This window comes from Pararhodobacter aggregans (assembly GCF_003075525.1).
Taxonomy (GTDB): domain Bacteria; phylum Pseudomonadota; class Alphaproteobacteria; order Rhodobacterales; family Rhodobacteraceae; genus Pararhodobacter; species Pararhodobacter aggregans.
The window spans coordinates 140,367-161,644 of the sequence record NZ_QDDR01000008.1 but is presented as its reverse complement, the minus strand read 5'-3'; the positions used below and the strand labels follow the sequence as shown (position 1 = coordinate 161,644).

The 21,278-nt window shown below is 68.2% G+C and carries 23 protein-coding genes; 11 read left to right on the top strand and 12 right to left on the bottom strand.

Annotated elements, in window-relative coordinates; genetic code table 11:
• Positions 1–286: 286 nt before the first annotated feature.
• Positions 287–1,621, bottom strand: a complete 1,335-nt coding sequence (miaB, locus tag DDE23_RS15700) for a tRNA (N6-isopentenyl adenosine(37)-C2)-methylthiotransferase MiaB (protein WP_107752774.1) — start codon at positions 1,619–1,621, stop codon at positions 287–289.
• 193 nt (positions 1,622–1,814) lie between these two features.
• A complete protein-coding gene (gene fabA, locus DDE23_RS15695; protein ID WP_107752772.1) occupies positions 1,815–2,324 on the bottom strand; it encodes a bifunctional 3-hydroxydecanoyl-ACP dehydratase/trans-2-decenoyl-ACP isomerase in 510 nt (169 codons plus the stop codon).
• A gap of 162 nt (positions 2,325–2,486) precedes the next feature.
• Between fabA and irr the strand changes: the two genes are divergently transcribed.
• From irr to DDE23_RS15665, 6 genes are all read left to right on the top strand, one after another.
• Positions 2,487–2,927, top strand: a complete 441-nt coding sequence (irr, locus tag DDE23_RS15690; protein WP_107752770.1) for a Fur family transcriptional regulator Irr — start codon at positions 2,487–2,489, stop codon at positions 2,925–2,927.
• 46 nt (positions 2,928–2,973) lie between these two features.
• Complete coding sequence (locus DDE23_RS15685) at positions 2,974–3,744, top strand: 23S rRNA (adenine(2030)-N(6))-methyltransferase RlmJ (protein WP_107752769.1); 771 nt, start codon at positions 2,974–2,976, stop codon at positions 3,742–3,744.
• Positions 3,745–4,128: 384 nt separating this feature from the next.
• Positions 4,129–5,358 carry a beta-ketoacyl-ACP synthase I gene (gene fabB, locus DDE23_RS15680; RefSeq protein WP_107752767.1) on the top strand — a complete coding sequence of 410 codons (1,230 nt, stop codon included), beginning with the start codon at positions 4,129–4,131 and terminating at the stop codon, positions 5,356–5,358.
• 5 nt (positions 5,359–5,363) lie between these two features.
• A complete protein-coding gene (locus tag DDE23_RS15675; protein WP_107752759.1) occupies positions 5,364–6,152 on the top strand; it encodes an enoyl-ACP reductase FabI in 789 nt (262 codons plus the stop codon).
• Between the two features lie 5 nt (positions 6,153–6,157).
• Positions 6,158–6,952: a hypothetical protein gene (locus DDE23_RS15670; protein ID WP_107752758.1), complete on the top strand. Its 795-nt coding sequence runs from the start codon at positions 6,158–6,160 to the stop codon at positions 6,950–6,952.
• A 53-nt stretch (positions 6,953–7,005) separates the two neighbouring features.
• The gene (locus DDE23_RS15665; protein ID WP_133239579.1) at positions 7,006–7,695 is read left to right on the top strand and encodes a hypothetical protein; all 690 of its coding nucleotides are present in this window, start codon (positions 7,006–7,008) and stop codon (positions 7,693–7,695) included.
• Here the strand turns inward: DDE23_RS15665 and DDE23_RS15660 are convergent.
• Positions 7,649–8,836 (bottom strand): WD40 repeat domain-containing protein, encoded by a 1,188-nt coding sequence (locus DDE23_RS15660; RefSeq protein ID WP_107752754.1) that lies wholly within the window; start codon positions 8,834–8,836, stop codon positions 7,649–7,651. The genes DDE23_RS15665 and DDE23_RS15660 overlap by 47 nt on opposite strands.
• A gap of 232 nt (positions 8,837–9,068) precedes the next feature.
• Here DDE23_RS15660 and mbfA point away from each other — a divergent pair, with 232 nt between their 5' ends.
• Entirely contained in the window at positions 9,069–10,046 is a 978-nt protein-coding gene (gene mbfA, locus DDE23_RS15655; protein WP_107752752.1) for an iron exporter MbfA, read from the top strand.
• A 100-nt stretch (positions 10,047–10,146) separates the two neighbouring features.
• Here mbfA and DDE23_RS15650 read toward each other — a convergent pair whose 3' ends face one another.
• From DDE23_RS15650 to pcaD, 7 genes are all read right to left on the bottom strand, one after another.
• A complete protein-coding gene (locus DDE23_RS15650; RefSeq protein WP_107752750.1) occupies positions 10,147–10,950 on the bottom strand; it encodes an ABC transporter permease subunit in 804 nt (267 codons plus the stop codon).
• The gene (locus tag DDE23_RS15645) at positions 10,947–11,831 is read right to left on the bottom strand and encodes an ABC transporter permease subunit (protein WP_107752996.1); all 885 of its coding nucleotides are present in this window, start codon (positions 11,829–11,831) and stop codon (positions 10,947–10,949) included. The genes DDE23_RS15650 and DDE23_RS15645 overlap by 4 nt, the downstream gene beginning before the upstream one ends.
• Positions 11,832–12,004: 173 nt before the next feature.
• Positions 12,005–13,141, bottom strand: coding sequence for an ABC transporter ATP-binding protein (locus DDE23_RS15640; protein WP_107752748.1), 1,137 nt, complete (start codon positions 13,139–13,141; stop codon positions 12,005–12,007).
• Between the two features lie 74 nt (positions 13,142–13,215).
• Entirely contained in the window at positions 13,216–14,307 is a 1,092-nt protein-coding gene (locus DDE23_RS15635) for a polyamine ABC transporter substrate-binding protein (RefSeq protein WP_107752746.1), read from the bottom strand.
• Between the two features lie 168 nt (positions 14,308–14,475).
• Complete coding sequence (locus DDE23_RS15630; RefSeq protein ID WP_107752744.1) at positions 14,476–15,786, bottom strand: NAD(P)H-dependent oxidoreductase; 1,311 nt, start codon at positions 15,784–15,786, stop codon at positions 14,476–14,478.
• Positions 15,783–16,991, bottom strand: a complete 1,209-nt coding sequence (locus tag DDE23_RS15625) for an MFS transporter (RefSeq protein WP_107752742.1) — start codon at positions 16,989–16,991, stop codon at positions 15,783–15,785. Before DDE23_RS15625 ends, DDE23_RS15630 begins: the two co-directional genes overlap by 4 nt.
• Positions 16,992–17,023: 32 nt before the next feature.
• Complete coding sequence (pcaD, locus tag DDE23_RS15620) at positions 17,024–17,818, bottom strand: 3-oxoadipate enol-lactonase (protein ID WP_107752740.1); 795 nt, start codon at positions 17,816–17,818, stop codon at positions 17,024–17,026.
• Between the two features lie 106 nt (positions 17,819–17,924).
• On the opposite strand from pcaD, the gene DDE23_RS15615 reads away from it, so the two are divergent.
• Both DDE23_RS15615 and DDE23_RS15610 read left to right on the top strand, forming a co-directional pair.
• On the top strand, positions 17,925–18,500 hold the full coding sequence (locus DDE23_RS15615) for a nitroreductase family protein (RefSeq protein ID WP_107752738.1): 576 nt from the start codon (positions 17,925–17,927) through the stop codon (positions 18,498–18,500).
• Positions 18,497–19,186, top strand: a complete 690-nt coding sequence (locus DDE23_RS15610; RefSeq protein WP_107752736.1) for an EI24 domain-containing protein — start codon at positions 18,497–18,499, stop codon at positions 19,184–19,186. The genes DDE23_RS15615 and DDE23_RS15610 overlap by 4 nt, the downstream gene beginning before the upstream one ends.
• A 14-nt stretch (positions 19,187–19,200) precedes the next feature.
• On the opposite strand, the gene DDE23_RS15605 is transcribed toward DDE23_RS15610, so the two are convergent.
• Complete coding sequence (locus DDE23_RS15605; protein ID WP_238150007.1) at positions 19,201–19,479, bottom strand: DUF1467 family protein; 279 nt, start codon at positions 19,477–19,479, stop codon at positions 19,201–19,203.
• Entirely contained in the window at positions 19,479–19,883 is a 405-nt protein-coding gene (mce, locus tag DDE23_RS15600; protein WP_107752734.1) for a methylmalonyl-CoA epimerase, read from the bottom strand. The genes DDE23_RS15605 and mce overlap by 1 nt, the downstream gene beginning before the upstream one ends.
• Positions 19,884–20,011: 128 nt before the next feature.
• Here mce and DDE23_RS15595 point away from each other — a divergent pair, with 128 nt between their 5' ends.
• Complete coding sequence (locus DDE23_RS15595; RefSeq protein WP_107752732.1) at positions 20,012–20,728, top strand: response regulator; 717 nt, start codon at positions 20,012–20,014, stop codon at positions 20,726–20,728.
• 102 nt (positions 20,729–20,830) lie between these two features.
• Positions 20,831–21,016, top strand: a complete 186-nt coding sequence (locus DDE23_RS24920) for a hypothetical protein (RefSeq protein ID WP_133239578.1) — start codon at positions 20,831–20,833, stop codon at positions 21,014–21,016.
• Positions 21,017–21,278 lie beyond the last annotated feature (262 nt).

The following is a 21,278-nucleotide window of genomic DNA, read 5'->3' as shown; positions in this document are numbered from 1 at the left end:
GCTGTCGCCGGCGGCGGGCGGGGGGGTCAGCGCACTTATGCCCAAGCGGGTCTCCTCTCTGGCGGTCTCTGCGGACGGGTCCGGCTGAGATATGTCCATGCTGCCCCTCAATTGCACCTGTCGCAAGCAACGTTCGCATGACAATTAGGCATGGAACGCGCCAAAGCTGAATCTTGTTCCGCAGCGGTGCAGAAATGCGACATGTGGTGCACATGCCGCTTTCGACCGCTATCCGTGCTGCCCGGCCTTGACCGAATCCCGGCCCGGGTGTTCAATTCCGCCGGCGTCAGAGGGCCCGCCCCGCCAGCGAATTGGCCGCCGAGCCGGTGATCCGCACCCGGATCAGATCGCCCGGTTTCGCCTCGCAGTCAGCGACATGGACCGCGTGCAGGTGGTCCGACTTGCCCACCATCTGCCCCGCCATGCGCCCGGGCTTCTCGATCAGCACCCCCACCTCGCGCCCGACCATCGCCTCCTGCGCCGCGCGCTGCTGCCCGGCGATCAGCGCCTGCAGGCGGTGCAGGCGGTCGTCCAGCACCGAGTCCGGCAGGACCGGGCGTTCGGCGGCGGGCGTGCCCGGGCGCGCGCTGTATTTGAAAGTGAAGGCCGAATGGTAGCCCACCGCCCGGACCAGCCCCAGCGTCTCCTCGAAGTCGGCCTCCGTCTCGCCCGGGAAGCCGACGATGAAGTCGCCGGACAGCGCCAGATCCGGCCGCACCGCGCGCAGCCGCTCGATCAGCCGCAGGTAATCCTCGGCCCGGTGCTTGCGGTTCATCGCCTTCAGCACCTTGTCCGAGCCCGATTGCACCGGCAGATGCAGATAGGGCATCAGCTTGTCGATCTCGCCATGCGCGGCGATCAGGTCGTCCGACATGTCGTTCGGGTGGCTGGTGGTATAGCGGATGCGCCAGAGGCCCTCGATCCCCGCCAGTTCCTGCACCAGCCGAGCCAGCGACCAGACCGCGCCATCCGGCCCCAGCCCATGGTAGCCGTTGACGTTCTGCCCCAGAAGCGTCAGCTCCCGCACCCCGCGCTCGACCAGATCCCGCGCCTCACGCAGCAGCCGCTCGACCGGGCGGCTGACCTCGGCGCCGCGAGTGTAGGGCACGACGCAGAAGGCGCAGAACTTGTCGCAGCCCTCCTGCACGGTCAGAAACGCCGTCGGCCCCCGGCTCGCACGGGGCCCCTTCGGCAACCGCTCGAACTTGTCTTCCTCGGGGAAATCGGTGTCCACGGGACGAGCCCCGGCCCGCGCCGCCGCCTCCATCTCGGGCAGGCGGTGATAGGTCTGCGGCCCGACCACCAGATCGACCACCGGCGCCCGGCGCAGGATCTCCGCCCCCTCGGCCTGCGCCACGCAACCGGCGATGCCGATCTTCAACTCGGGATTGGCGTCCTTCAGCGGCCGCAGCCGGCCCAGCTCGGAATAGACCTTCTCGGCCGCCTTCTCGCGGATATGGCAGGTGTTCAGAAGGATCATGTCGGCGTCTTCCGCCCGATCCGTGGTGACGTAACCGTTGGCGCCCATGGCTTCGGCCATGCGCTCGCTGTCATAGACATTCATCTGACAGCCATAGGTCTTGATGAACAGCTTCTTCGGCGCGGAAACGGGGGCGGTCATGCGGGCGATCCTGTCAAGCAACCCCGCCCCATACCGCATCCCGCGCCCCGCATCAACGCCGCCCCCCGCCCCATCTTTGTTCCCCAAATATCCACGGGGATTTTCAAGGGGGGCGTGCCCCCCTTGAAGCAGGGGGTGCGGGGGGCGGCAGCCCCCCGCCTCGGTCGCCCGAGGGCACCGAGGGCGAAACCCCTCAGCTCTCGCTCAAGGCCACTTTCATGTCCTTGACCTGATAGATCACCTCGCCATCGGCCTCGACGATGCCATCGGCCACGCCCATGGTCAGCCGCCTTGTCTGGATCGCCTTGGTGAAATCGACCTTGTAGGTCAGCATCCTGCGGTCGGGCCGCACCATGCCGGTCAGCTTCACCTCGCCCACACCCAGGGCATAGCCCCGGCCCAGCCAGCCGCGCCAGCCGAGGTTGAAGCCGGTCAGCTGCCAGAGCCCGTCCAGCCCCAGACAACCGGGCATGATCGGATTGCCCGGGAAATGGCAGTCAAAGAACCACAGATCGGGGGTGATGTCGAATTCCGCCACCACATGCCCCTTGCCATGCAGCCCGCCGTCGCCCGAGATCTCGGTGATGCGGTCCATCATCAGCATCGGCGGCGCCGGCAATTGCGCATTGCCGGGACCGAAGAGCTCACCCCGGGCGCAGGCCAGCAGGGCTTCCTTGTCAAAGGACGACGGATAGGACGACATGGCGGCAGGCTCCCTGGATACTTTCTTATGGCGTTTTTCCTCCTCTAGCATCCCGCTTTCCGCCCTGACAAGCCGCAGGCTCTAGGGCCCCTCGCCACCGTGCCCGGGCCAAACCACGGTCAGGGCATTGAATCCCGCCGCGGCTCGGCTTAAAATGACCGCATGATCCGCGAATTCGCTCCCCAGACCCAGGTAGCCCGCGCGCGCGCCTCAGACTGGCTGGTCCAGGCCGGGCTGCGGCCGACCCGCCAGCGTCTGGCGCTGGCCGCGCTGGTCATGGGCGATGGCGAGAACCGGCATGTGACGGCCGAAAGCCTGTTCGCCGCCGCCGCCGACCGGGGCGAGAAGGTCTCACTCGCGACGGTCTACAACACGCTGCGCGCCTTCTGCGAGGCGGGGCTGCTGAACGAGATCACGGTGGACGCCTCGCGCTCCTATTTCGACACGCGCACCGACGATCACCCGCATTACTTCTGGGAAGACAGCCAGAAGCTGACCGACGCCCCCTCGGACCAGCTGGAAATCCTGCGCCTGCCCGATGTCCCCGAAGGCTGCGAGATCGCCCGGGTGGATGTCGTGATCCGCCTGCGCCGCCGCGATTGACGCAGCCCTACCCTCCCCGACATCCTCAGCGAAGGGGCAGCCCCACATGCTCTCGTACCAGCACCTCTATCACGCCGGGAATCTGGCGGATGTGCACAAACACGCGCTTCTCGCCTGGATGCTCGACTACCTGACGCAGAAGGACAAGCCCCTCACCTATCTCGAAAGCCACGCCGGCCGGGGGCTTTACGATCTGGCGGCGCCCGAGGCGCTGAAGACCGGCGAGGCGGCGCAGGGCATCGCCCGCCTCGAAACCCGCCTGCCCCCGGACCACCCTTATCGCCGGGTGCTGGACGCGGTGCGGGCCGATCACGGCCAGGACGCCTATCCCGGCTCGCCCCTGATCGCGGCGCGGCTCCTGCGGGCCACGGACAGCGTGCATCTGGCCGAGAAACACCCCCAGGAACACGCGGCGCTGGCCGAGGCGATGATGCCCTACCCGGTGCGGGTGCATAAGGCCGACGGGCTGACCAAGGTGCTGGAACTGACCCCGCCCAATCCCCGCCGCGGCATGCTGCTGGTCGATCCTTCGTTCGAAAGCCCGGCGGAATACGAGGCGATCCCCCGCTTCCTGGGCCAGGTGGCGCGGAAATGGAACGTCGGCGTGCTGGCGCTCTGGTATCCGCTGCTGCGCGAGCCGCGCCACGGGGGGATGCTGGCCGCGCTGGAGGCCGCGCACCCCGAAGCCCTGCGCCACGAAATCCGCTTTCCCCCCGCGCGCGAGGGCCACCGAATGACCGGCTCGGGCCTTTTCGTCATCAACCCGCCCTGGGGCCTGAGTGGCGAAGCCGCCCGCGTCTCGGCGATCTTCGCGTGAGTGGAGGGGATTCGCCCTCGTTGCCCGCGCCTTCGGCACGAGCGCCTCGGGCGACCAGCGGCGCCGCGTTCCGCGGCGCCGAGGAAGGGGGGCCGTCTGCCCCCCTCTGCCCTGCGGGCATTCACCCCCCGAGGATACTTGGAGAACAAAGATGGCAGGTTGGCGCCCTCTTAACTTACATCTTTGTTCTCTAAATATCCTCGGGGGTTTCCAAAGGGGGCCCGAGGGTCCCCTTTGGCGGGGGGTGCGGGGGGCTGGCCCCCCGCATGACCCGGCCCGCCGCGGCGACAACCGCCACCCTTGCAAATAATCGGTAGCAATTTCGCCTCAGGATAGCTACATACCCACCGCCAGCGAAACCGGCTCCAAAAACAGGGAGATCTCATGCGCCGCGTCGTCATCACCGGGATCGGCATCATCTCGCCCATCGGGAATTCCGCCGCCGAGGTGGAGGCCAGCCTGCGCGCCGGCCGGTCGGGGATCGTCTTTGCCCCGGAATACGCCGAGCGGGGGTTCCGCAGCCAGATCCACGGCATGCCGCAGATCGACCTGGCCGCCCATATCGACAAGCGCGACCTGCGCTTCATGGGGCCCGGAGCCGCCTACAACTTCCTCGCCATGCAGCAGGCCATCGCCGATGCCGGGCTGACCGAGGCCGAGGTCTCGAACGAACGCTCGGGCCTCATCATGGGCTCGGGTGGCCCGTCCACCTCGAATTTCTTCGTCGCCCACAACACGGTCGTCGAAAAGGGCAGCCCCAAACGCATGGGCCCCTTCATGGTCACGCGCTGCATGTCGTCGACCAATTCGGCCTGCCTCGCCACGCCCTTCAAGATCAAGGGCGTCAATTATTCGATCACCTCGGCCTGTTCGACCAGCGCCCATTGCATCGGCAACGGCACCGAGCTGATCCAGATGGGCAAGCAGGACATCGTCTTCGCCGGTGGTGGCGAGGAGCTGGACTGGACCCTGTCGTGCCTCTTCGACGCGATGGGGGCCATGTCGTCCAAGTACAATGACACGCCCGAGCTAGCCTCGCGCACCTTCGACGCCAGCCGGGACGGCTTCGTCATCGCCGGCGGCGGCGGGGTCGTGGTGCTGGAGGAGCTGGAGCACGCCCGCGCCCGGGGTGCGAAGATCTATGCCGAAGTCACAGGCTACGGCGCCACCTCGGACGGGCACGACATGGTGGCGCCTTCGGGCGAGGGTGGCGAGCGGTCGATGCGGCTGGCCATGGCCACCCTGCCGAAGGACCGCAAGATCACCTATATCAACGCCCATGGCACCTCGACCCCGGCGGGCGACGTGACCGAGGTGAAGGCCGTGCGCCGGGTTTTCGGCGAGGACAACGTGCCGCCCATCGCCTCGACCAAGTCGATGACGGGCCACAGCCTCGGCGCGACCGGCGTGCATGAGGCGATCTATTCGCTGCTGATGATGCAGGGGAATTTCATCGCCCCCTCGATCAACGTCACCGCGCTCGACCCCGAGATCAAGCCCGCGGAAATCTGCACCGAATTGCGCGAGGGCGTCGAGCATGACTCGGTGCTGTCGAACTCGTTTGGTTTCGGTGGCACCAATGCCACCCTCGTCATGTCGAAATTCGCGGAGTAACGCCGATGGCCGATCTGATGACGGGCAAGCGCGGGCTGGTGATGGGCGTCGCCAACGAACGCTCCATCGCCTGGGGCATCGCCTCGGCGCTGGCGGCCGAGGGCGCGGAACTGGCGTTCTCCTATCAGGGCGAGGCGTTCGGCAAGCGGGTCGAACCGCTCGCCGCCTCGGTCGGGTCGGATTTCCTGGTCGATGTCGATGTCACCAGCGACGAGAGCCTCGACGCGGCCTTCGCCCGGATCAAGGAGCGCTGGGGCAGCATCGACTTCCTGGTCCATGCCATCGCCTATTCCGACAAGTCGGAACTGGCCGGGCGCTTCATCAACACCTCGCGCGGCAACTTCAAGCATTCGCTGGACATTTCCTGCTTCTCGCTGATCGACGTGTCGCGCCGGGCGTCCGAGTTGATGCCCGAGGGCGGCTCGATCGTCACCCTGACCTATGGCGGCTCGAACCGGGTCACGCCCTTCTACAACGTCATGGGCGTGGCCAAGGCGGCGCTGGAAGCCAGCGTGCGCTACCTTGCCAACGACCTCGGCCCGCAGGCGATCCGCGTCAACGCCATCTCGCCCGGTCCGATGAAGACGCTGGCGGGCGCGGCCATCGGCGGCGCGCGCAAGACCTTCCGCCATACCGAGGCCAACGCCCCCCTGCGCCACAACGCCACGCTGGAATCGGTGGGCGGCGCGGCGGTGTTCCTGTGCTCGGATTACGGCAAATGCACCACCGGCGACGTCATCATGGTCGATTCGGGCTACCACGTGCTGGGCATGCCCCAGCCCGAGAATATCTGATCGTCATGCCGCCGAGCCTGCTGATCCGCCGACTGGCGGCACTGGCGCTCGACCTCCTGATCGCCGGGCTGGTCCTGGTGGTGCTGATCGCTGCCACACCGCTGGGGCGCGTCGCCTCGCTGCCGCTGTCCCCGCGGCTGCTGGGGCCCGGCACCTGCGGGCCCGTCACCGCGGAGACCTTCGCGGACAATCCGTATACGCGCCTGTGGATCGAGATCCGGGAGAACGGCCAACGTGATCCCAGCCTGGGGCGGCTTTCGCCGGAGACTTCGCTTTGTGAGGTACGGATCTTCGGCATCCTGCACTATGCCTATTTCCGCCTCGCCTACCCGTCGCTTCTCAGGGTTTTCCCCTTTGGATACATCGAGATTGTTCCCGTCGATGCCACCGGAACCATCCAGCCTGCGCGCGATCATACCTTGGCGCTGGTTGCTGGCCTGATGCTGCTCGCCGCCTTGCTGCGCCTCGACACACCCGGCAAGCGGCTGCTCGGCCTGCGCATCGCCGGTGCGCGCCCCCGACTGCGCGAGGCGCTGCGCTCGGGGCCCTTCCTGATCTACGGTCTGATCTGCGCCCTCGATCCGTGGATCGTCGACTGGCTCCGTCCCTCAAGGCCGCCGTCGGAAGACCGGGCCTTGATCGAGGCCTATCTCAACACGAGCTGGTTCATCGGCACGTCTTGGCAAAGAGCCATCTCCTGGGCGCTGGCAGGCTATGCCCTGCTGGCCCTGCTGCTGGTTGCCCTGCGCCGCCCTGCGCCCTGGGATCGGCTCGCCCAGACCACGGTCGTCCGCCGATGATCCCGCCCCGCCACCTCGTACGTCGCTTGCTGGCTCTGGCGGTGGATTCGCTGTTGGCCTGGGCCCTGGTCGTGGTGCTGCTCTTGTCCTTCACCGAGCGGGGACTGCGCCTGCCCGTGCCGGTGATCGCCATCCGTGGCTACGATTGCACCGAGGTCGAGCAGGCGCCCGACTGGCTGGAGCAGGCGCTGGGGCAGATCGGCGCCTATTCGCTGCGCCATTGTGCCACCACCCTCTTCGGCCTGCCCAACGGGCATGAGCTGCGCGTGATCCTGTCTGACACCCGCCAGGGGGCACTGCGCACCAGCCGACGGTTCGTCGTGCCGGTCGATGCGGCGCTGCGGGTGGTCCCGGCGCGTCCCTGGATCGACCTTCTGCCGCTGGCGCTGCTGGGCCTGGCCTCGGCGCTTTTCACGGCGTTCGGCTGGTCCACGCCGGGCAAGCGGCTTCTGGGCCTCAGGCTGCAACCGGTGGGGACCCCGCGCCCGATCCGGCGCGAAATCCTGCGCCTTGGCCCGCTGCTGATCCTCGGCAGCGCGCCGCTGTGGCCCGGCCTGGGCGCCATCGTCACCTGGGGGCCGGGCGCGGTGCTGGCCGCAATGGCGGCAATCGCCCTGGCACTGACCTGGTACTACCTCTGGCCCTTCGCCCACTGGACCGGGCAAAGCCGCCACGACCGCCTGTCGGGCACAAGGGTCATCGCTGCCAAAGCCGCGCCGGTCCCGCCCCCAGCTGGGCCGTGATGATCGTGCGACCGTCCGGGGTGAAGAGCACCTCGGTGTTCGGCTCGGGAAATTCCTGCACCACGGCCCCGTCGCCGATCTGGAGCGCGAAGGCCCGACCCAGCCCGGTGCGCAGGAACAGCAGTTTCGAGCCGGGGATGAACCGCGCCTCGGCGTACCAATCCCCGGGCGGATGCCGCATTGCCAGCCGCTGCCCGCCGCTCGCCACATCCCAGAGCGTCACCTCGCCCCCCGTCGTCACCGCCAGCAACAGCGCCCCCCCGGCCGAGAATTCGACCCGCACCGGCGCCTCGCCCAGCGGCAATTCCGCCAGCGGCAGATCGGCGGGCGCCCAGTCCTCCACCCCCAGCCAGATCCGCAGCGAGGGCATGGCGACCGGCCGGAACACCCCGTCCTGCTGCCCGGCCCGGGCCGGATCGACCGGCGGCAGCGTGGCGAAACGCCCGCTCTGGGGATCGACGGCGGCCAGCTCCTCATAGGGGCCATAGGCGCCCGGCAGCGCCGCATAGGCCGCCTCGCAGGCCGGATCGGCGCAGCCCTGCGGCAGGCCCTCCATCCGCGCGGTCAGGGTGAAGGCCTCGGAATCGACCACCAGCCGCGTTCCGCCCTCCACCAGCCAGATCTGCCGGTGCGGGCGCATGGCATCGGTCTCGATCCGGCCCCCGACCCGCCCGTCGCGGTCCAGCACCAGCAGCGGCCCCAGATCCTGCGCCACCAGCAAGGTGCCGCGGTCGGGATCGTGGATCACGTCATTGACCCTGAGGTCGGCGTCAAACCGCAGATCGGCGACCGGCGGCCCCCCGGGCAGATCCCAGAGCCTGAGCCCCTCGCGGTCGAAGGAGAAGACCCGCGATCCTTCCAGGAAACGAAAGAGCGCATAGAGGGGAAAGCCCCCCTCCAGCCGCGCCTCCCGCTTGCCATCGGCCAGCCGCCAGACCCCGCCGGTGAAGGCGCCGCCGCCCATGACCGTCCCCGCCACACGGTCGCCCCCGGGCGACAGGCTCAGCGCGCCGATCTCCTCGCCCGGGGCCAGCTGCAGGTGACCCAGCAGCCGCCAGGGCCCCTGTTGCGCCGCCCCCGGCCCCGCCAGCGCCAGCAGCGCCAGACCCGCGATCCCTGCCCGTCTCCACGCCCGACCCATGCAAGCCTCCGCCACTGCCTGACCTCAGGGAAACACCGCCCCCGAGTCGCGTCAACGCCCGCGCCGGAGCCCTGCGCAGGGAACAATCCTGCCAACCGGTCAACGCACCCGCCCAAGCCCTTGTTTTCCCGGCGATCTCAGGGCTTCCCCACGCGTGGGACACCCTGTCCCCTTGCCCCGCATCCGGCCCCTGCCTAGACTCGCGTCGCAGACCTCAGCCCGAAGGCCCCCCATGCTGCCCAATTACGGCTCCCGCCGCCGCTTCCGCGATCTTTCGGAACAGGAAGTCCTCGCGCTGGCGATCTCCTCGGAGGAGGACGACGCCCGCATCTACCGGACCTATGCCGAACGGCTGCGCGCCGATTACCCGGCCTCGGCCGCGGTCTTCGACGGCATGGCCGAGGAAGAGGACCGCCACCGCCAGCGCCTGATCGCCCTGCACCGGATCCGCTTCGGCGAGGTGATCCCCCTGATCCGGCGTGAGCATGTCGCGGGCTTTTACGCCAGAAAGCCGGTCTGGCTGATGGACACGATGACGCTGGAGCAGATCCGCGGCGAGGCCGAGGCGATGGAACGCCAGGCCGAGCAATTCTACGTCGTCGCGGCGCAGCGCACCTCGGACGCGGAAACGCGGCGCCTCTTGGGCGACCTCGCCGCCGCCGAGGCCTCGCATGAACACAACGCCCACCGGCTGGAACAGAAGAACCTCGGCGATGACGAACGCTCGTCCGAGGACGAAACCGCGCGCCGCCAGTTCCTGCTGACCTGGGTGCAGCCGGGGCTCGCCGGGCTGATGGACGGCTCGGTCTCGACGCTGGCGCCGATCTTCGCCACCGCCTTCGCCACCCAGAACACCCACACGACCTTCCTGGTGGGCCTCGCGGCTTCCGTGGGCGCCGGTATCTCCATGGGCTTCACCGAGGCGGCGTCCGACGACGGCCAGCTCTCGGGCCGCGGCTCTCCCTTGAAACGCGGCATCGCGGCGGGGGTGATGACCGCCCTCGGCGGCCTCGGCCACGCGCTGCCCTATCTGATCCCGCATTTCTGGACCGCGACGGCGATCGCCATGGTGGTGGTCTTCGTCGAACTCTGGGCCATCGTCTGGATCCAGAACCGCTTCATGCAGACCCCGTTCCTGCGCGCCACCTTCCAGGTGGTGCTCGGCGGCGCGCTGGTCTTCGCCGCCGGCGCCCTGATCGGCGGCGGCTGACCCCATCTTTGTTCTCTAAATATCCACGGGGGGTTTCCAAAGGGGGGAGCGTGCTCCCCCCTTTGGCGAGGGGGTGCGGGGGGCGAGCAGCCCCCCGCCTTTACCCGGTCTTCTTCGACTGCCGCATCAGCAGCAGCCCGGCGATGGTCACCGCCACCGCGACGATGACGATGATGATGGTGGCCAGCGCGTTCACATCCGGGCTCACCCCCAGCCGCACCTTCGAGAAGATGACCATCGGCAGGGTCGAGGCGCCGGGCCCCGAGACGAAGCTGGCGATCACCAGATCATCGAGCGACAGCGTGAAGGCCAGCAGCCAGCCCGAGACCAGTGCCGGGGCGATCACCGGCAGGGTGATGTCGAAGAACACCCGCACCGGCCCCGCACCAAGGTCGCGCGCCGCTTCCTCGAGGCTTTCGTCCATGTCACGCAGCCGCGACTGGGCGATGACCGCGACATAGGCCGAGGTGAAGGTCGCGTGCGCGATCACCACGGTCGTGAGCCCCCGCCCGGCCGGCCAGCCCAGCACCAGTTCCATGGCCACGAAGAGCAACAGCAGCGACAGGCCGATGATGACTTCCGGCATGACCAGCGGCGCGGTGACCATTCCGGTCAGCAGCAGTTTGCCCCGGAACTTGCCGAAGCGGGTCAGCACAAAGGCCGCCAGCGTGCCGATCACCGTGGCGATGCTGGCCGCCAGCACGCCGACCTTGAGGCTGATCCAGGCCGCGGCCAGCATCTGCCCGTCGGCCAGCAACTCGCCATACCAGCGGGTCGAGAACCCGCCCCAGACCGTCACCAGACGGCTCTCGTTGAACGAGAAGATGACCAGCGACACGATCGGCGCGTAGAGGAAGCAGAAACCGAAGGTGGCGACGATGGGCAGGAACCAGCCGCGTCTCATTGCCCCTCCTCCTGCCGGTTCTGCACCGCTTGCAGCCACATCATCGGGATCACCACCAGGATCAGCATGATGATCGCCACCGCCGAGGCCACCGGCCAGTCGCGGGCCGAGAAGAACTCGTCCCAGAGCGTGCGGCCGATCATCAGCGTATCGGGCCCGCCCAGAAGCGCCGGGATCACGTATTCGCCGATGGCCGGGATGAAGACCAGCATCGACCCGGCGATGACCCCGGGCAAGGACAGCGGCAGCGTCACGGTGAAGAAGGTCACCATGGGCGTGGCGCCGAGGTCGGACGCCGCCTCCAGCAGCGCGCCGTCCAGCTTCACGAGGTTGGCGTAGAGCGGCAGGATCATGAAGGGCAGATAGGTATAGACGATGCCGATATAGACCGCGAAATCGGTCTGCATCATCACCAGCGGCTCGTCGATCACCCCCAGCCAGATCAGGGTGTTGTTAATAACCCCGTCGCGCCTGAGGAAGCCGATCCAGGCGTAGACCCTGAGCAGGAACGAGGTCCAGAAGGGCAGCACCACCAGCAGCAGCAGGAACGAGCGGCGCGGCTCGGGCGAGCGGGCGATGAAATAGGCGATCGGATAGCCCAGCAGCAGCGCGAAGACGGTCGAGATGGCGGCGATCTTGATCGACGACAGATAGGCGTTGCGATAGAGCGCGTCGCCCAGGATGAACCAGTAATTCTGCAGGCTGGCGATGATCTCGACATTGCCCTGCGCGTCGGTTTCCCACAGCGGCGAATAGGGCGGCCGGGCGATCATCGTCTCGGACAGCGAGATGCGGCCCAGCACGAAGAACGGCACCAGGAAGAAGATCCCCAGCCACAGCAGCGGCACGGCGATCACCATCCAGCGGTCCGACCAGCCCATGAACCGGCTGAGAAGGAAATAAAGCAGACCGGCCCCGAACAGGGCCGAAAGCAGCAGGGCGCTGGTCGGGTTGAGCGTCAGGAAACTGACCGCCACCGCCCCGCCCAGTCCCGCCAGCCCCACGGCCAGCATCCGCAGCGGCAGGCCTGCGCGGCGCGGTACCTCGGCCCCGCTCATTCGGTCAGCACCCGGAAATCCGCCGGCTCGAAGCTGACGTGGACCTGTTCGTCCCATGAGATCGGGTTGTCACGGCGCCCCTCGTTGGCCTGGGTCACCCGGACCAGCCGGCCATTGGCCAGCTTCACCATGTAGGAGGACATATGCCCGACATAGCCCATGTCCTGCACCACGCCCGGCACGCAATTGACCGATTCCGCCGGCCGCTCGCGGGTCAGCCAGGCGCGTTCGGGCCGCATCGCCAGCCAGATCGTCTGGCCCTGGGTCAGTCCCGCCACCGGCGGGGCGACGACCGGGCCCAGATCCTCGGTTTCGACGCGCATCAGGTCTGGCGCGGCGGGGCCGACGCGGCCCTCGAACAGGTTCACCGAGCCGATGAAATCGGCGACGAAGCGGGATTTCGGCGTCTCGTAGATCTCGCGCGGCTCGCCCACCTGCTCGATCACCCCCTCGGTCATGACGCCGATGCGGGTGGCGAGCGTCATCGCCTCGTCCTGGTCATGGGTCACGACGATGAAGGTCACACCCAAAGTCTCCTGGATGCGGATCAGCTCGAACTGGGTTTCCTCGCGCAGTTTCTTGTCGAGCGCGCCCAGCGGCTCGTCCAGCAGCAGGACCTTGGGCTGCTTGGCCAGCGCCCGGGCCAGCGCCACCCGCTGCCGCTGCCCGCCCGACAGCTGGTGCGGCTTGCGTCTGGCGAATTTCTCCAGCTTCACCAGCTTGAGCATCTCGGCCGCGTGGGACATCGCCTCGGCCTTGGATTTCCCTTCGCGCAGAAGCCCGTAGGCCACGTTCTTCTCGACCGACATATGCGGGAAAAGGGCGTAGGACTGGAACATCATGTTGGTGGGGCGGCGGTCGGGCGGGGTGCCCGCCAGATCCACGCCGTCGATCAGGATCTTGCCCTCGGTCGGCGTCTCGAACCCGGCCAGCATCCGCAGCAGCGTGGACTTGCCACAGCCCGATCCGCCCAGCAGGCAGAACAATTCGCCCCGGAAGATATCCAGCGAGACATCGTTCACCGCGGTGAAATCGCCGAAGCGCTTGGTGACATGCTGGATCGAGATGAAGGGCTTGGCGTCGGGGTCGCGCCAGGGCCGGGTGTTCGCGGCAATCGCCGGGTTGCTGGTCATCGAAACACCTTCTCAAAAAGGCCTCGGCAGAAAGGGAAGCCCCGCCCGCAGGGGATGCGGGCGGGGCAAGGGGCTTACTGACCGGTCCGCACGCGGGTCCAGAGCCGCGTGATCATCCGGTCGGTCCGGCTGTCATGCGGGCGCAGGGTCCAGAAATTGGCCTGCGTCTCGGCCGGGGGATAGATGGTCGGATCGCTCAGCACCGCCTCGTCGATGAACTCGTTCGAGGCCGCGACCGCGTTCGGATACTGGATGTAGTTGGTGTTCGCCGCCGCCACATGGGCGTCGATCATGAAGTTGATGAAGGCATGCGCGGCCTCGGGGTTCGGCGCATCCGAGGGGATGGCCATCATGTCGAACCACAGGTTCGCGCCCTCTTTCGGGATGGCATAGGCGACTTCGATGCCGTTGCCGGCCTCTTCGGCGCGGGCCGCGGCCTGCAGGATGTCACCCGACCAGCCCACCGCCACGCAGATCTCGCCATTGGCGAGGTCCGAGATGTATTGCGACGAGTGGAAATAGCGCAGCGAGGGCCGGATGGTTTCCAGCATCGCCACCGCCTGCTCCAGATCCGCCTCGGCGGTCGAGAGCGGGTCGAGGCCGAGGTAACGCAGCGCGGGCGGCAGGATCTCGGTGTGGTCATCGAGGAAGGCGATGCCGCAATCGGCGAATTTCGCCGCGATCTCGGGATCGAAGACCAGCGCCCAGCTGTCGACCGCGTAATCCTCGCCCATCCGCTCGCGCACCGCCTCGACATTGTAGCCGATGCCGGTGGTGCCCCACATGTAGACGACGGCGTGTTCGTTGCCCTCGTCGAAGGCCGAGGCCAGTTCCATCAGGCGCGGGTCGAGGTTCGACCAGTTCGGGATCAGGTCGCGGTTCAGCGGCTGATAGACGCCGGCAGAAATCTGACGTTGCAGGTAATTGCCGGTCGGCACCACCACGTCGAAGCCCGAGGACCCGGCCAGCATCCGCGCTTCGAGCGTGTCGTTCGAATCGTAGACGTCATAGTTGACGGTGATGCCGGTCTGTTCGGTGAACGCGGCGAGGTTTTCCTCGGCGATGTAATCCGACCAGTTGTAGACATTGACCACGTTCTGGGCCTGGGCAAGGCCGCCGGTCGCGGCCGTGGCGACCAGCAGGGTCGTGCTCAGCAGTTTGCGCATGCGCTTTCACTCTCCGTTGGGCCCCTTTCGGGGGTACTTTGGCTGGACTCTGAAGGTCCTTGACCAAAACTGTGCGAAAATATGATCAAAACCTCAAGCAAGGATTGTGCGTCGTGCGGGGGTATCGGGCCTTTCCTTGCCCCCGCCGAGAGCGAAAGTGCCCAAAGTCTAGCCAGCGCCCAAGGATGCGGCAAGCATCTCTCTGCGCAGCCGGACGCCGGTGTGCGATTCGGTGAGTTCCACATCCGTCATGCCCAGAATTTCGCCTTTCCGCCGGGCGCAGCGCATCCGCACCCTGTGGGCAAGTCCGATGGGCAGCAGCGCCTTCGCCGCCGAGACCGAGGCCGGGCAGGCCCTGCCCCAGACGGTATAGCCGCCCTCGCCATCCAGCATCTCGCCCGCTTTCAGGTCGCGCTTGGCCACCGCCACCGCATCGCCCCGCCAAGCCCTGCTCTGGCCCGTGGCCTCGCCCCTCAGTGCGGCGGACAGCACGCTCACCGACAGCTCCATGCCGATCAGGTGGAAGGGTTTGTACATCGAGGCGTATTGCCCGGTCGAATCGGTCGGCAGCCCGTATTGCCGGAAACAGCCCGCCGCGTAATCGTTCTGCGCCTTCAGCACGACAAAGACGCCCCAGCGCAGATCGCGGAACACCGGCCGCCCGTCGCGTTCGAGGGACGAGACCACCTCGACCATCCCGTCCCGCTCCAGCTGCCCGCCCAGCGACCGGGGCCTCAGCACCTGCGCCAGATCGTCGACGCCGCAGGGCGGGAAGGCCAGCCCGTCCTCGGGCACGTCGAGGCCGCAGGCATTGGCGATTGCCGACATCTCGATGGCCGATTTGGTGCCGTCGAGGAAGGAGTTGAACATCTGCGGGTTCATCCCCGCCTCGGCCGCCTGTTCCGCCGTCAGCCCGTAATGCGGCCAGACGCCATCAGGCGTGACCGAATGATAGAGCGGCAGGAACTTGGTCCCCTTGCCCGCCGCCGCGACCTCGAAGCCGGTCGCGCGGGCCCAATCGACCATCTCGGCCACCAGCGCGGGCTGATCGCCATAGGCCATGGAATAGACCAGCCCCGCCGCCCGCGCCTGCGCCGCCAGCACCGGACCCGCCAGCACATCGGCCTCCACATTCACCATGACCACATGCTTGCCGGCGTCGAGCGCGGCGCGGGCATGGTTGAGCCCGGCCTCGGGGGCGCCGGTGGCCTCGATCACCACCTCGGCCGGGGTCCGCGCCACCTCCAGCCCGTCCTCAAGGAAGGTCGTGGCGGCGATGCGTTCCGCGCTCCAGCCCACCGCGCGACAGGCGGCGCGGGCGCGGTCGGGGTTCAGATCGGCGATATGGGTGACGGAAAGCCCGGCGATATGCGGCACCTGCGCCAGGAACATCGAGCCGAATTTCCCCGCGCCGATCAGGGCGACGCTGACGGGGCGGCCCGCCTCGGCGCGGGCACGGGCCAGGGCGGCAAGGTTCATGCGGGACTCCTTTCGGTCTGGGGTCGCAACAGGATCAGGGCGATCAGGCTCAGGAGCGCGGGCAGGGCAAAGACCATGCCCGGCAGCTCGATGATCGCCCCGGCCCCGGTGAAGGCGGCGAAGACCTGGGTATAGACGAAGGGCGCGACGATCATCCCCAGGGCGTGCAACGAGGCCAGCGCGCCCTGCAATTCGCCCTGCTGGCTGGCCTCGACCCGATCCGACATCTCGGCCCTGAGCGCGGGGTTGATGAGCCCCGACAGGGACGAGATCGGGATCAGCACCAGCGCCAGCACGCCGCTCTCCACCACCGTGAGGAAGGAGAAGGACACCAGCGCCGCCGCCGCCCCCAGCGCCATGGCGCCGCCCCGGCCCAGCCAGCGGATCGCCCCGCGCATCAGCACGCCCTGCACCAGCACCATGCCCAGCCCGTAATAGGCCAGCGACAGCCCGACCTGCCCCGCGCTCCAGCCAAAGCGCGCGGTCGAGAAATAGGCCCAGATGACCGGATAGACGGTGAAGGCGAATTCAAAGGCGAAATAGACGGTCAGGAACCGGCCCAGACCCGGCAGGCGGCCGATGTTCTTGAAGGCGCCGAACGGGTTGGCCCGGCGCCAGTCGAACGGGCGGCGGTTCTCGGGTTTGAGCGATTCGCGCATGACAAAGGCGCCGAAGACGAGGTTCAGCGCCGCCACCGCCGCCGCGGCCAGAAAGGGCGCACGGGTGCCGAACTCGCCCAACATGCCGCCCACCGCCGGGCCGAGGATGAACCCCGCCCCGAAGGCCGCGCCGATCAGGCCGAAGCGCTGCGCCTTCTGCTGCGGGGTGGAGATATCGGCGATATAGGCGCTGGCCGTGCCATAGGTGGCCGAGGTCACGCCATTGACCAGCCGCGCCAGAAAGATCAGCCAGATGCTGCCCGCCAGCGCCAGCACCAGGTAATCCGCGGCCAGCATGCCCAGGGACAGCAGCAGCACCAGCTTCCTCCCGTAGCGGTCCGACAGGTTGCCGATCACCGGGCCGAACAGGAATTGCATGACCGCGAAACCGCCGGTCAGCAACCCGCCCCAGAGCGCGGCATGCGACAGATCCTCGCCCGTCACCTCGCGGATCAGGTCGGGCATGACGGGCATGATAAGCCCGTAGCCGATGGCATCGAGCATCAGCGTGACGAGAATGAAGACGACGGGCAGCGATTGGCGCATGTTTCAGCCGGTCTGGGGGTGTCGGGGCGGGGTCACGCCGCCAGATGCCCGGTTTCGTGGATGAAGGCGGTCAGCGCCTCGGCATAGTCGGCCGGTTTGTCGACGCAGGGCAGATGGCCCGCGCCCCGGATCAGGTGAAAGCGCGAACCCGGCACCAGCTCGGCGGTTTCGCGCACCAGATCGGGCGGGGTCGAACCATCCTCGCTGCCCGCGATGGCCAGCACCGGCAGCCTGAGCCCGCTGGTCGGCGTGTAGAAATCGGTCCCGGCGATGGCATGGGCGCAGCCGACATAGCCGTGACGCGGCGTGCGGGTGACCATGTGACGCCAGGCAAGGGCCTCGTCCGTCTGGCGGAAGGGCTTGGGAAACCAGCGTTCCAGCGTGGCGTCGGCGATGGCCTCCAGCCCCTTGTCCTCGATCAGGGCGATGCGCTGACGCCAGATCTCGGCGGTGCCGATCTTGGCGGCGGTGTTGGACAGGACCAGCGCGCGCACCAGATCCAGCCGCTTGACCGCCAGCCCCTGCGCCACCAGCCCGCCGATGGACAGCCCCACGACCAGCGCGTCGCGCATCCCCACATGCTCCATCAGGCGCTCAGCATCGCGCACCAGCGTGCCCATCGGATAGGGCGGGTTCGGCGCATCCGAGAGACCATGCCCGCGCAGCGAATAGCGCAGCACCCGCAGCCCCCGGGGCAGAAGCGGCAGGATCTTGTCCCAGAGCCTCAGGTCCGTCCCCAGCGCATGGATCAGCACCAGCGGCGGCCCCTCGGGATCGCCATGCAGCTGGTAGTTCAGGCGTATGTCGCCCAGATCGGCCATCAGCATGAGCCACCCTCCCTGTTCCGGGCTCAATGTCGCACTTTTGGCGCCCGCGGCAAGCGGCCTTGAATCTCCGGTGCAGAGTTGCGATCTGAGACGCCGGAGGTACCCGATGACCCAAGCCAATCCGGTGATGGATTTTCTCCTCACCCGCCGCTCGAAACCCGCCGCCGCCCTGACCGCCCCCGCCCCCGAGGGCGCGGCGCTGGAGCAACTGCTGACCGCCGCCGCCCGGGTGCCCGACCACGGCGCGCTGGCGCCCTGGCGCTTCCTGGTGCTCGAAGCCCCCGCCCGCCAGCGCCTCGCCGGGCTGGTGCGCGAGCGCGGTCCGCTGCTTGGCGTCGATCCCGTCAAGGTCGAGAAATCGGCCAGCCTGTGGGAGAAATCGCCGCTGGTCGTGGCGGTGATCGCCGCGCCCGTGCCCTCGGAAAAGGCCCCCGAGCTGGAGCAGATCCTCTCGGCCGGCGCGGTCTGCGCCGCGCTGGTCAATGCGGCGCTGGCCTCGGGCTGGGGCGCGGCCTGGATCACCGGCTGGGCGGCTTTCGACCGCGAGTTCATGAGCCGTGGCCTGGACCTTGCCCCGCAGGAACAGGTGGCGGGCTTCGTCCATCTCGGCAGTTGCGCGACGGCGGTGGGCGACCGGCCCCGGCCTGACCTCGCCGCCATCGTCACCCGGGTTTCAGCATGATCCTCGGTGCGATCTTCGCGGCCCTTGGCCAATTCGGCGACCCGCGGTTCCGCCGCGTGGTCTGGCTGGGGCTCGCCCTGTCGGTGGCGCTGCTTTTCGCGCTTTACTGGCTCCTGGTGCTGGCGATCCAGCTGCTGGTGCCCGACAGCGTGGGCCTGCCCTGGGTCGGCCCGGTCGGCGGGCTCGACACGGCGCTGACGCTGGCCTCGATCCCGGTCATGCTGGTGCTCAGCATCTTCCTGATGGTGCCCGTCGCCTCGGCCTTCAGCGGGTTCTTCCTCGATGAGGTCGCCGATGCCGTCGAGGCCGAGCATTACCCCCAGCTGCCCCCCGCCGACAGGGCGGGCTTCTGGGACTCGCTCAAGGACGCGCTGCGCTACACCGGGCTTTTCATCCTGCTCAACCTGATCGGACTGATCATCGTCGTCTTCACCGCCGGGCTCGGTTTCGTGGTGTTCTGGGCGATCAACGGCTTCCTGCTGGCGCGGGAATATTTCACCACCGTGGCGCTGCGCCGCATGGGCCCGGTCGAGGCTGCGCGGATGCGCCAGGCCAATATGGGCACGCTCTGGATCGCCGGGGTGCTGTTTGCCATCCCGCTCAGCGTGCCGGTGCTGAACCTGTTCGTGCCGGTGTTCGGGGTGGCGGCCTTCACCCACCTGTTCCACCGCATCGCGATGCGCTGAAAAAGGGGCGCCCTTTACGGGGCGCCCATGTAGCGGTGCAGGATGTCCACATCCTCGATCGAGATCCAGCCCGAGACGATGATCGCCACCACCACGGCCCAGATCAGCGTCCCGGCGATGGTGGTCACCAGCATCTTGCGGCCGATCCTGGGATCATGCGGCGCCGATTCCGGGGTGCCGGCGACGATCTGACCCGCCTCGCCCTGGGTGGTCAGCCGCAGGGGCAGGACGACCAGCAGCGTCAGGAACCAGATGAAGGCGTAAAGGACGAAGGCGGAAAAAAGCGGGATCATCAGACCTGTTCCAGTTCGATCAGGCAGCCGTTGAAATCCTTGGGATGCAGGAAGAGCACGGGCTTGCCATGGGCGCCGATCTTGGGCTCGCCGGTTCCCAGCACCCGCGCGCCTTCGGCCTTCAGCCGGTCGCGCGCGGCGAGGATGTCGTCGACCTCGAAACACATGTGGTGGATCCCGCCCGAGGGGTTCTTGTCCAGAAAGCCCTGGATCGGGCTGCTCTCGCCCAGGGGATAGAGCAGTTCCACCTTGGTGTTCGGCAGGGTGATGAAAACCACGGTCACCCCATGGTCGGGCTCGTCCTGCGGCGGGCCGACCTCGGCCCCCAGCGTCATGCGGTACTGGGCCGCGGCGGCCTCGAGGTCCGGCACGGCGATGGCGACATGGTTCAGGCGTCCGATCATGGTCTCTTCCTCTGCGGTGTCGCTGCCTGAATATAGGCCGCGGCGCGGAAAGCAAGCGACGCGAGGCCGCAGTTTAACCGGGCGTGAACCATTGGCTGCCAGGATCGGGGTCAGAATCGGAGGTGCCCATGCCCATCGCGCCCTGTGCGGCAGAACAGCCGCGTCCCCTGCCCGCCCGTGCCGCGGCCGCGGCCTTCGCCATGCCGCCCCGCACGCTGCTGCTGGTCGAGGACAGCCGCCTTGCCGCCGAAGCGGTGCGGCTGATCTGCCGCAACGCCGGGATCCGGCTGCGCCGCGCCGAATCGCTGGCCTCGGCCACGCTGCATCTGCGGGTCTACCGGCCGGATATCGTGCTGGTGGATCTGGGCCTGCCGGACGGATCGGGGCTCGACCTGATCGCCGCCCTCGCCCCCACGTCCCTGCGGCCGCAGCGTCTGGTGGCGATCAGCGGCGACGCGGGGCTTGAGGGGGAAGCGATGGCCGCGGGCGCCGACGCCTTCCTCGCCAAACCCGTGAGCCTCGCGCGCCATCTGGCGCTGCTGATCGGCGAGCCCCTGGGCGACGGCCTGGCGGATTGGCCGCCCCGGGCCGAGGTCCTGCGCGAGCGCTACGCGGGCGGCGACCCGATGGCGCTGCGCGACGATCTGCGCCGCGCGACCGAGCTTCTGAACGGGTCCGCGGACAGGGGTCAGCAGCGCTATGCGGCGCAATTCCTCGCTTCGGTCGGCCAGACCCTGCGCGACCCCTCGCTCACCGACCTCGCCGAACGCGCCGTGCGGCTGGGCGATTACGGCAGCCTCGCGGCGCTGGTCCGCGCCCGCTCGGCGGTGATCCCGACCATCTGACGCCCCGATCGCAGGCGCAAGATCGCCGCCGGTGCCCCGTGTGACGTGTCGCCGCCGCTGGCAGCCTGCCCGATTTCAAGACCCGCGCAGGAGTGACAGGCCATGCGCGGGGCAAGTGCCACGGCCATGTCGGTACGGGCAACCTGCGCACCAACCGCTTTCCTGCGACAGGGCGGAACCGGGCGGCATGACGACGACCTGCTGACGCGGGTGACCAAGCCGGTGCGCGACGTGGTGGACAGCCTTGGCGGCTCGGTCAGCACCGGGCCCAGTTGCGGGCGGCCGTGAGGAAGGGGCTTCCTGCAACAGTCGATCCGGTTGACGGTGATGCACGCAGTCAGGACGGCGCTGGCCCCGCCGAGGATCCCGATCCCGCGGGGATGCTGCAAGGCCGAGGGGTTTCGCCCTCGTTGCCCGCTGTCGCGGGCGCCGCGGGCGACCAGCGGCGCGGCTTCGCCGCGCCGAAACAGAAAGGGGGGCCGTCTGCCCCCCTCTGCCCTGCGGGCATTCACCCCCCGAGGATATTTGAAGAACAAAGATGGGGCTTAGT

Bases quoted from the DNA above. Each gene is read 5' to 3' on its own strand.
- DDE23_RS15625 (WP_107752742.1), bottom strand. From the start codon at position 16,991: ATGCGCCAATCGCTGCCCGTCGTCTTCATTCTCGTCACGCTGATGCTC.
- fabB (WP_107752767.1), top strand. From the start codon at position 4,129: ATGCGCCGCGTCGTCATCACCGGGATCGGCATCATCTCGCCCATCGGG.
- DDE23_RS24920 (WP_133239578.1), top strand. From the start codon at position 20,831: ATGCGCGGGGCAAGTGCCACGGCCATGTCGGTACGGGCAACCTGCGCA.
- DDE23_RS15660 (WP_107752754.1), bottom strand. From the start codon at position 8,836: ATGGGTCGGGCGTGGAGACGGGCAGGGATCGCGGGTCTGGCGCTGCTG.
- mbfA (WP_107752752.1), top strand. From the start codon at position 9,069: ATGCTGCCCAATTACGGCTCCCGCCGCCGCTTCCGCGATCTTTCGGAA.
- pcaD (WP_107752740.1), bottom strand. From the start codon at position 17,818: ATGCTGATGGCCGATCTGGGCGACATACGCCTGAACTACCAGCTGCAT.
- DDE23_RS15685 (WP_107752769.1), top strand. From the start codon at position 2,974: ATGCTCTCGTACCAGCACCTCTATCACGCCGGGAATCTGGCGGATGTG.
- DDE23_RS15645 (WP_107752996.1), bottom strand. From the start codon at position 11,831: ATGGGCTGGTCGGACCGCTGGATGGTGATCGCCGTGCCGCTGCTGTGG.
- DDE23_RS15595 (WP_107752732.1), top strand. From the start codon at position 20,012: ATGCCCATCGCGCCCTGTGCGGCAGAACAGCCGCGTCCCCTGCCCGCC.
- DDE23_RS15630 (WP_107752744.1), bottom strand. From the start codon at position 15,786: ATGAACCTTGCCGCCCTGGCCCGTGCCCGCGCCGAGGCGGGCCGCCCC.
- DDE23_RS15670 (WP_107752758.1), top strand. From the start codon at position 6,158: ATGCCGCCGAGCCTGCTGATCCGCCGACTGGCGGCACTGGCGCTCGAC.
- fabA (WP_107752772.1), bottom strand. From the start codon at position 2,324: ATGTCGTCCTATCCGTCGTCCTTTGACAAGGAAGCCCTGCTGGCCTGC.
- mce (WP_107752734.1), bottom strand. From the start codon at position 19,883: ATGATCGGACGCCTGAACCATGTCGCCATCGCCGTGCCGGACCTCGAG.
- DDE23_RS15605 (WP_238150007.1), bottom strand. From the start codon at position 19,479: ATGATCCCGCTTTTTTCCGCCTTCGTCCTTTACGCCTTCATCTGGTTC.
- miaB (WP_107752774.1), bottom strand. From the start codon at position 1,621: ATGACCGCCCCCGTTTCCGCGCCGAAGAAGCTGTTCATCAAGACCTAT.
- DDE23_RS15615 (WP_107752738.1), top strand. From the start codon at position 17,925: ATGACCCAAGCCAATCCGGTGATGGATTTTCTCCTCACCCGCCGCTCG.
- DDE23_RS15610 (WP_107752736.1), top strand. From the start codon at position 18,497: ATGATCCTCGGTGCGATCTTCGCGGCCCTTGGCCAATTCGGCGACCCG.
- irr (WP_107752770.1), top strand. From the start codon at position 2,487: ATGATCCGCGAATTCGCTCCCCAGACCCAGGTAGCCCGCGCGCGCGCC.
- DDE23_RS15675 (WP_107752759.1), top strand. From the start codon at position 5,364: ATGGCCGATCTGATGACGGGCAAGCGCGGGCTGGTGATGGGCGTCGCC.
- DDE23_RS15635 (WP_107752746.1), bottom strand. From the start codon at position 14,307: ATGCGCAAACTGCTGAGCACGACCCTGCTGGTCGCCACGGCCGCGACC.
- DDE23_RS15650 (WP_107752750.1), bottom strand. From the start codon at position 10,950: ATGAGACGCGGCTGGTTCCTGCCCATCGTCGCCACCTTCGGTTTCTGC.
- DDE23_RS15640 (WP_107752748.1), bottom strand. From the start codon at position 13,141: ATGACCAGCAACCCGGCGATTGCCGCGAACACCCGGCCCTGGCGCGAC.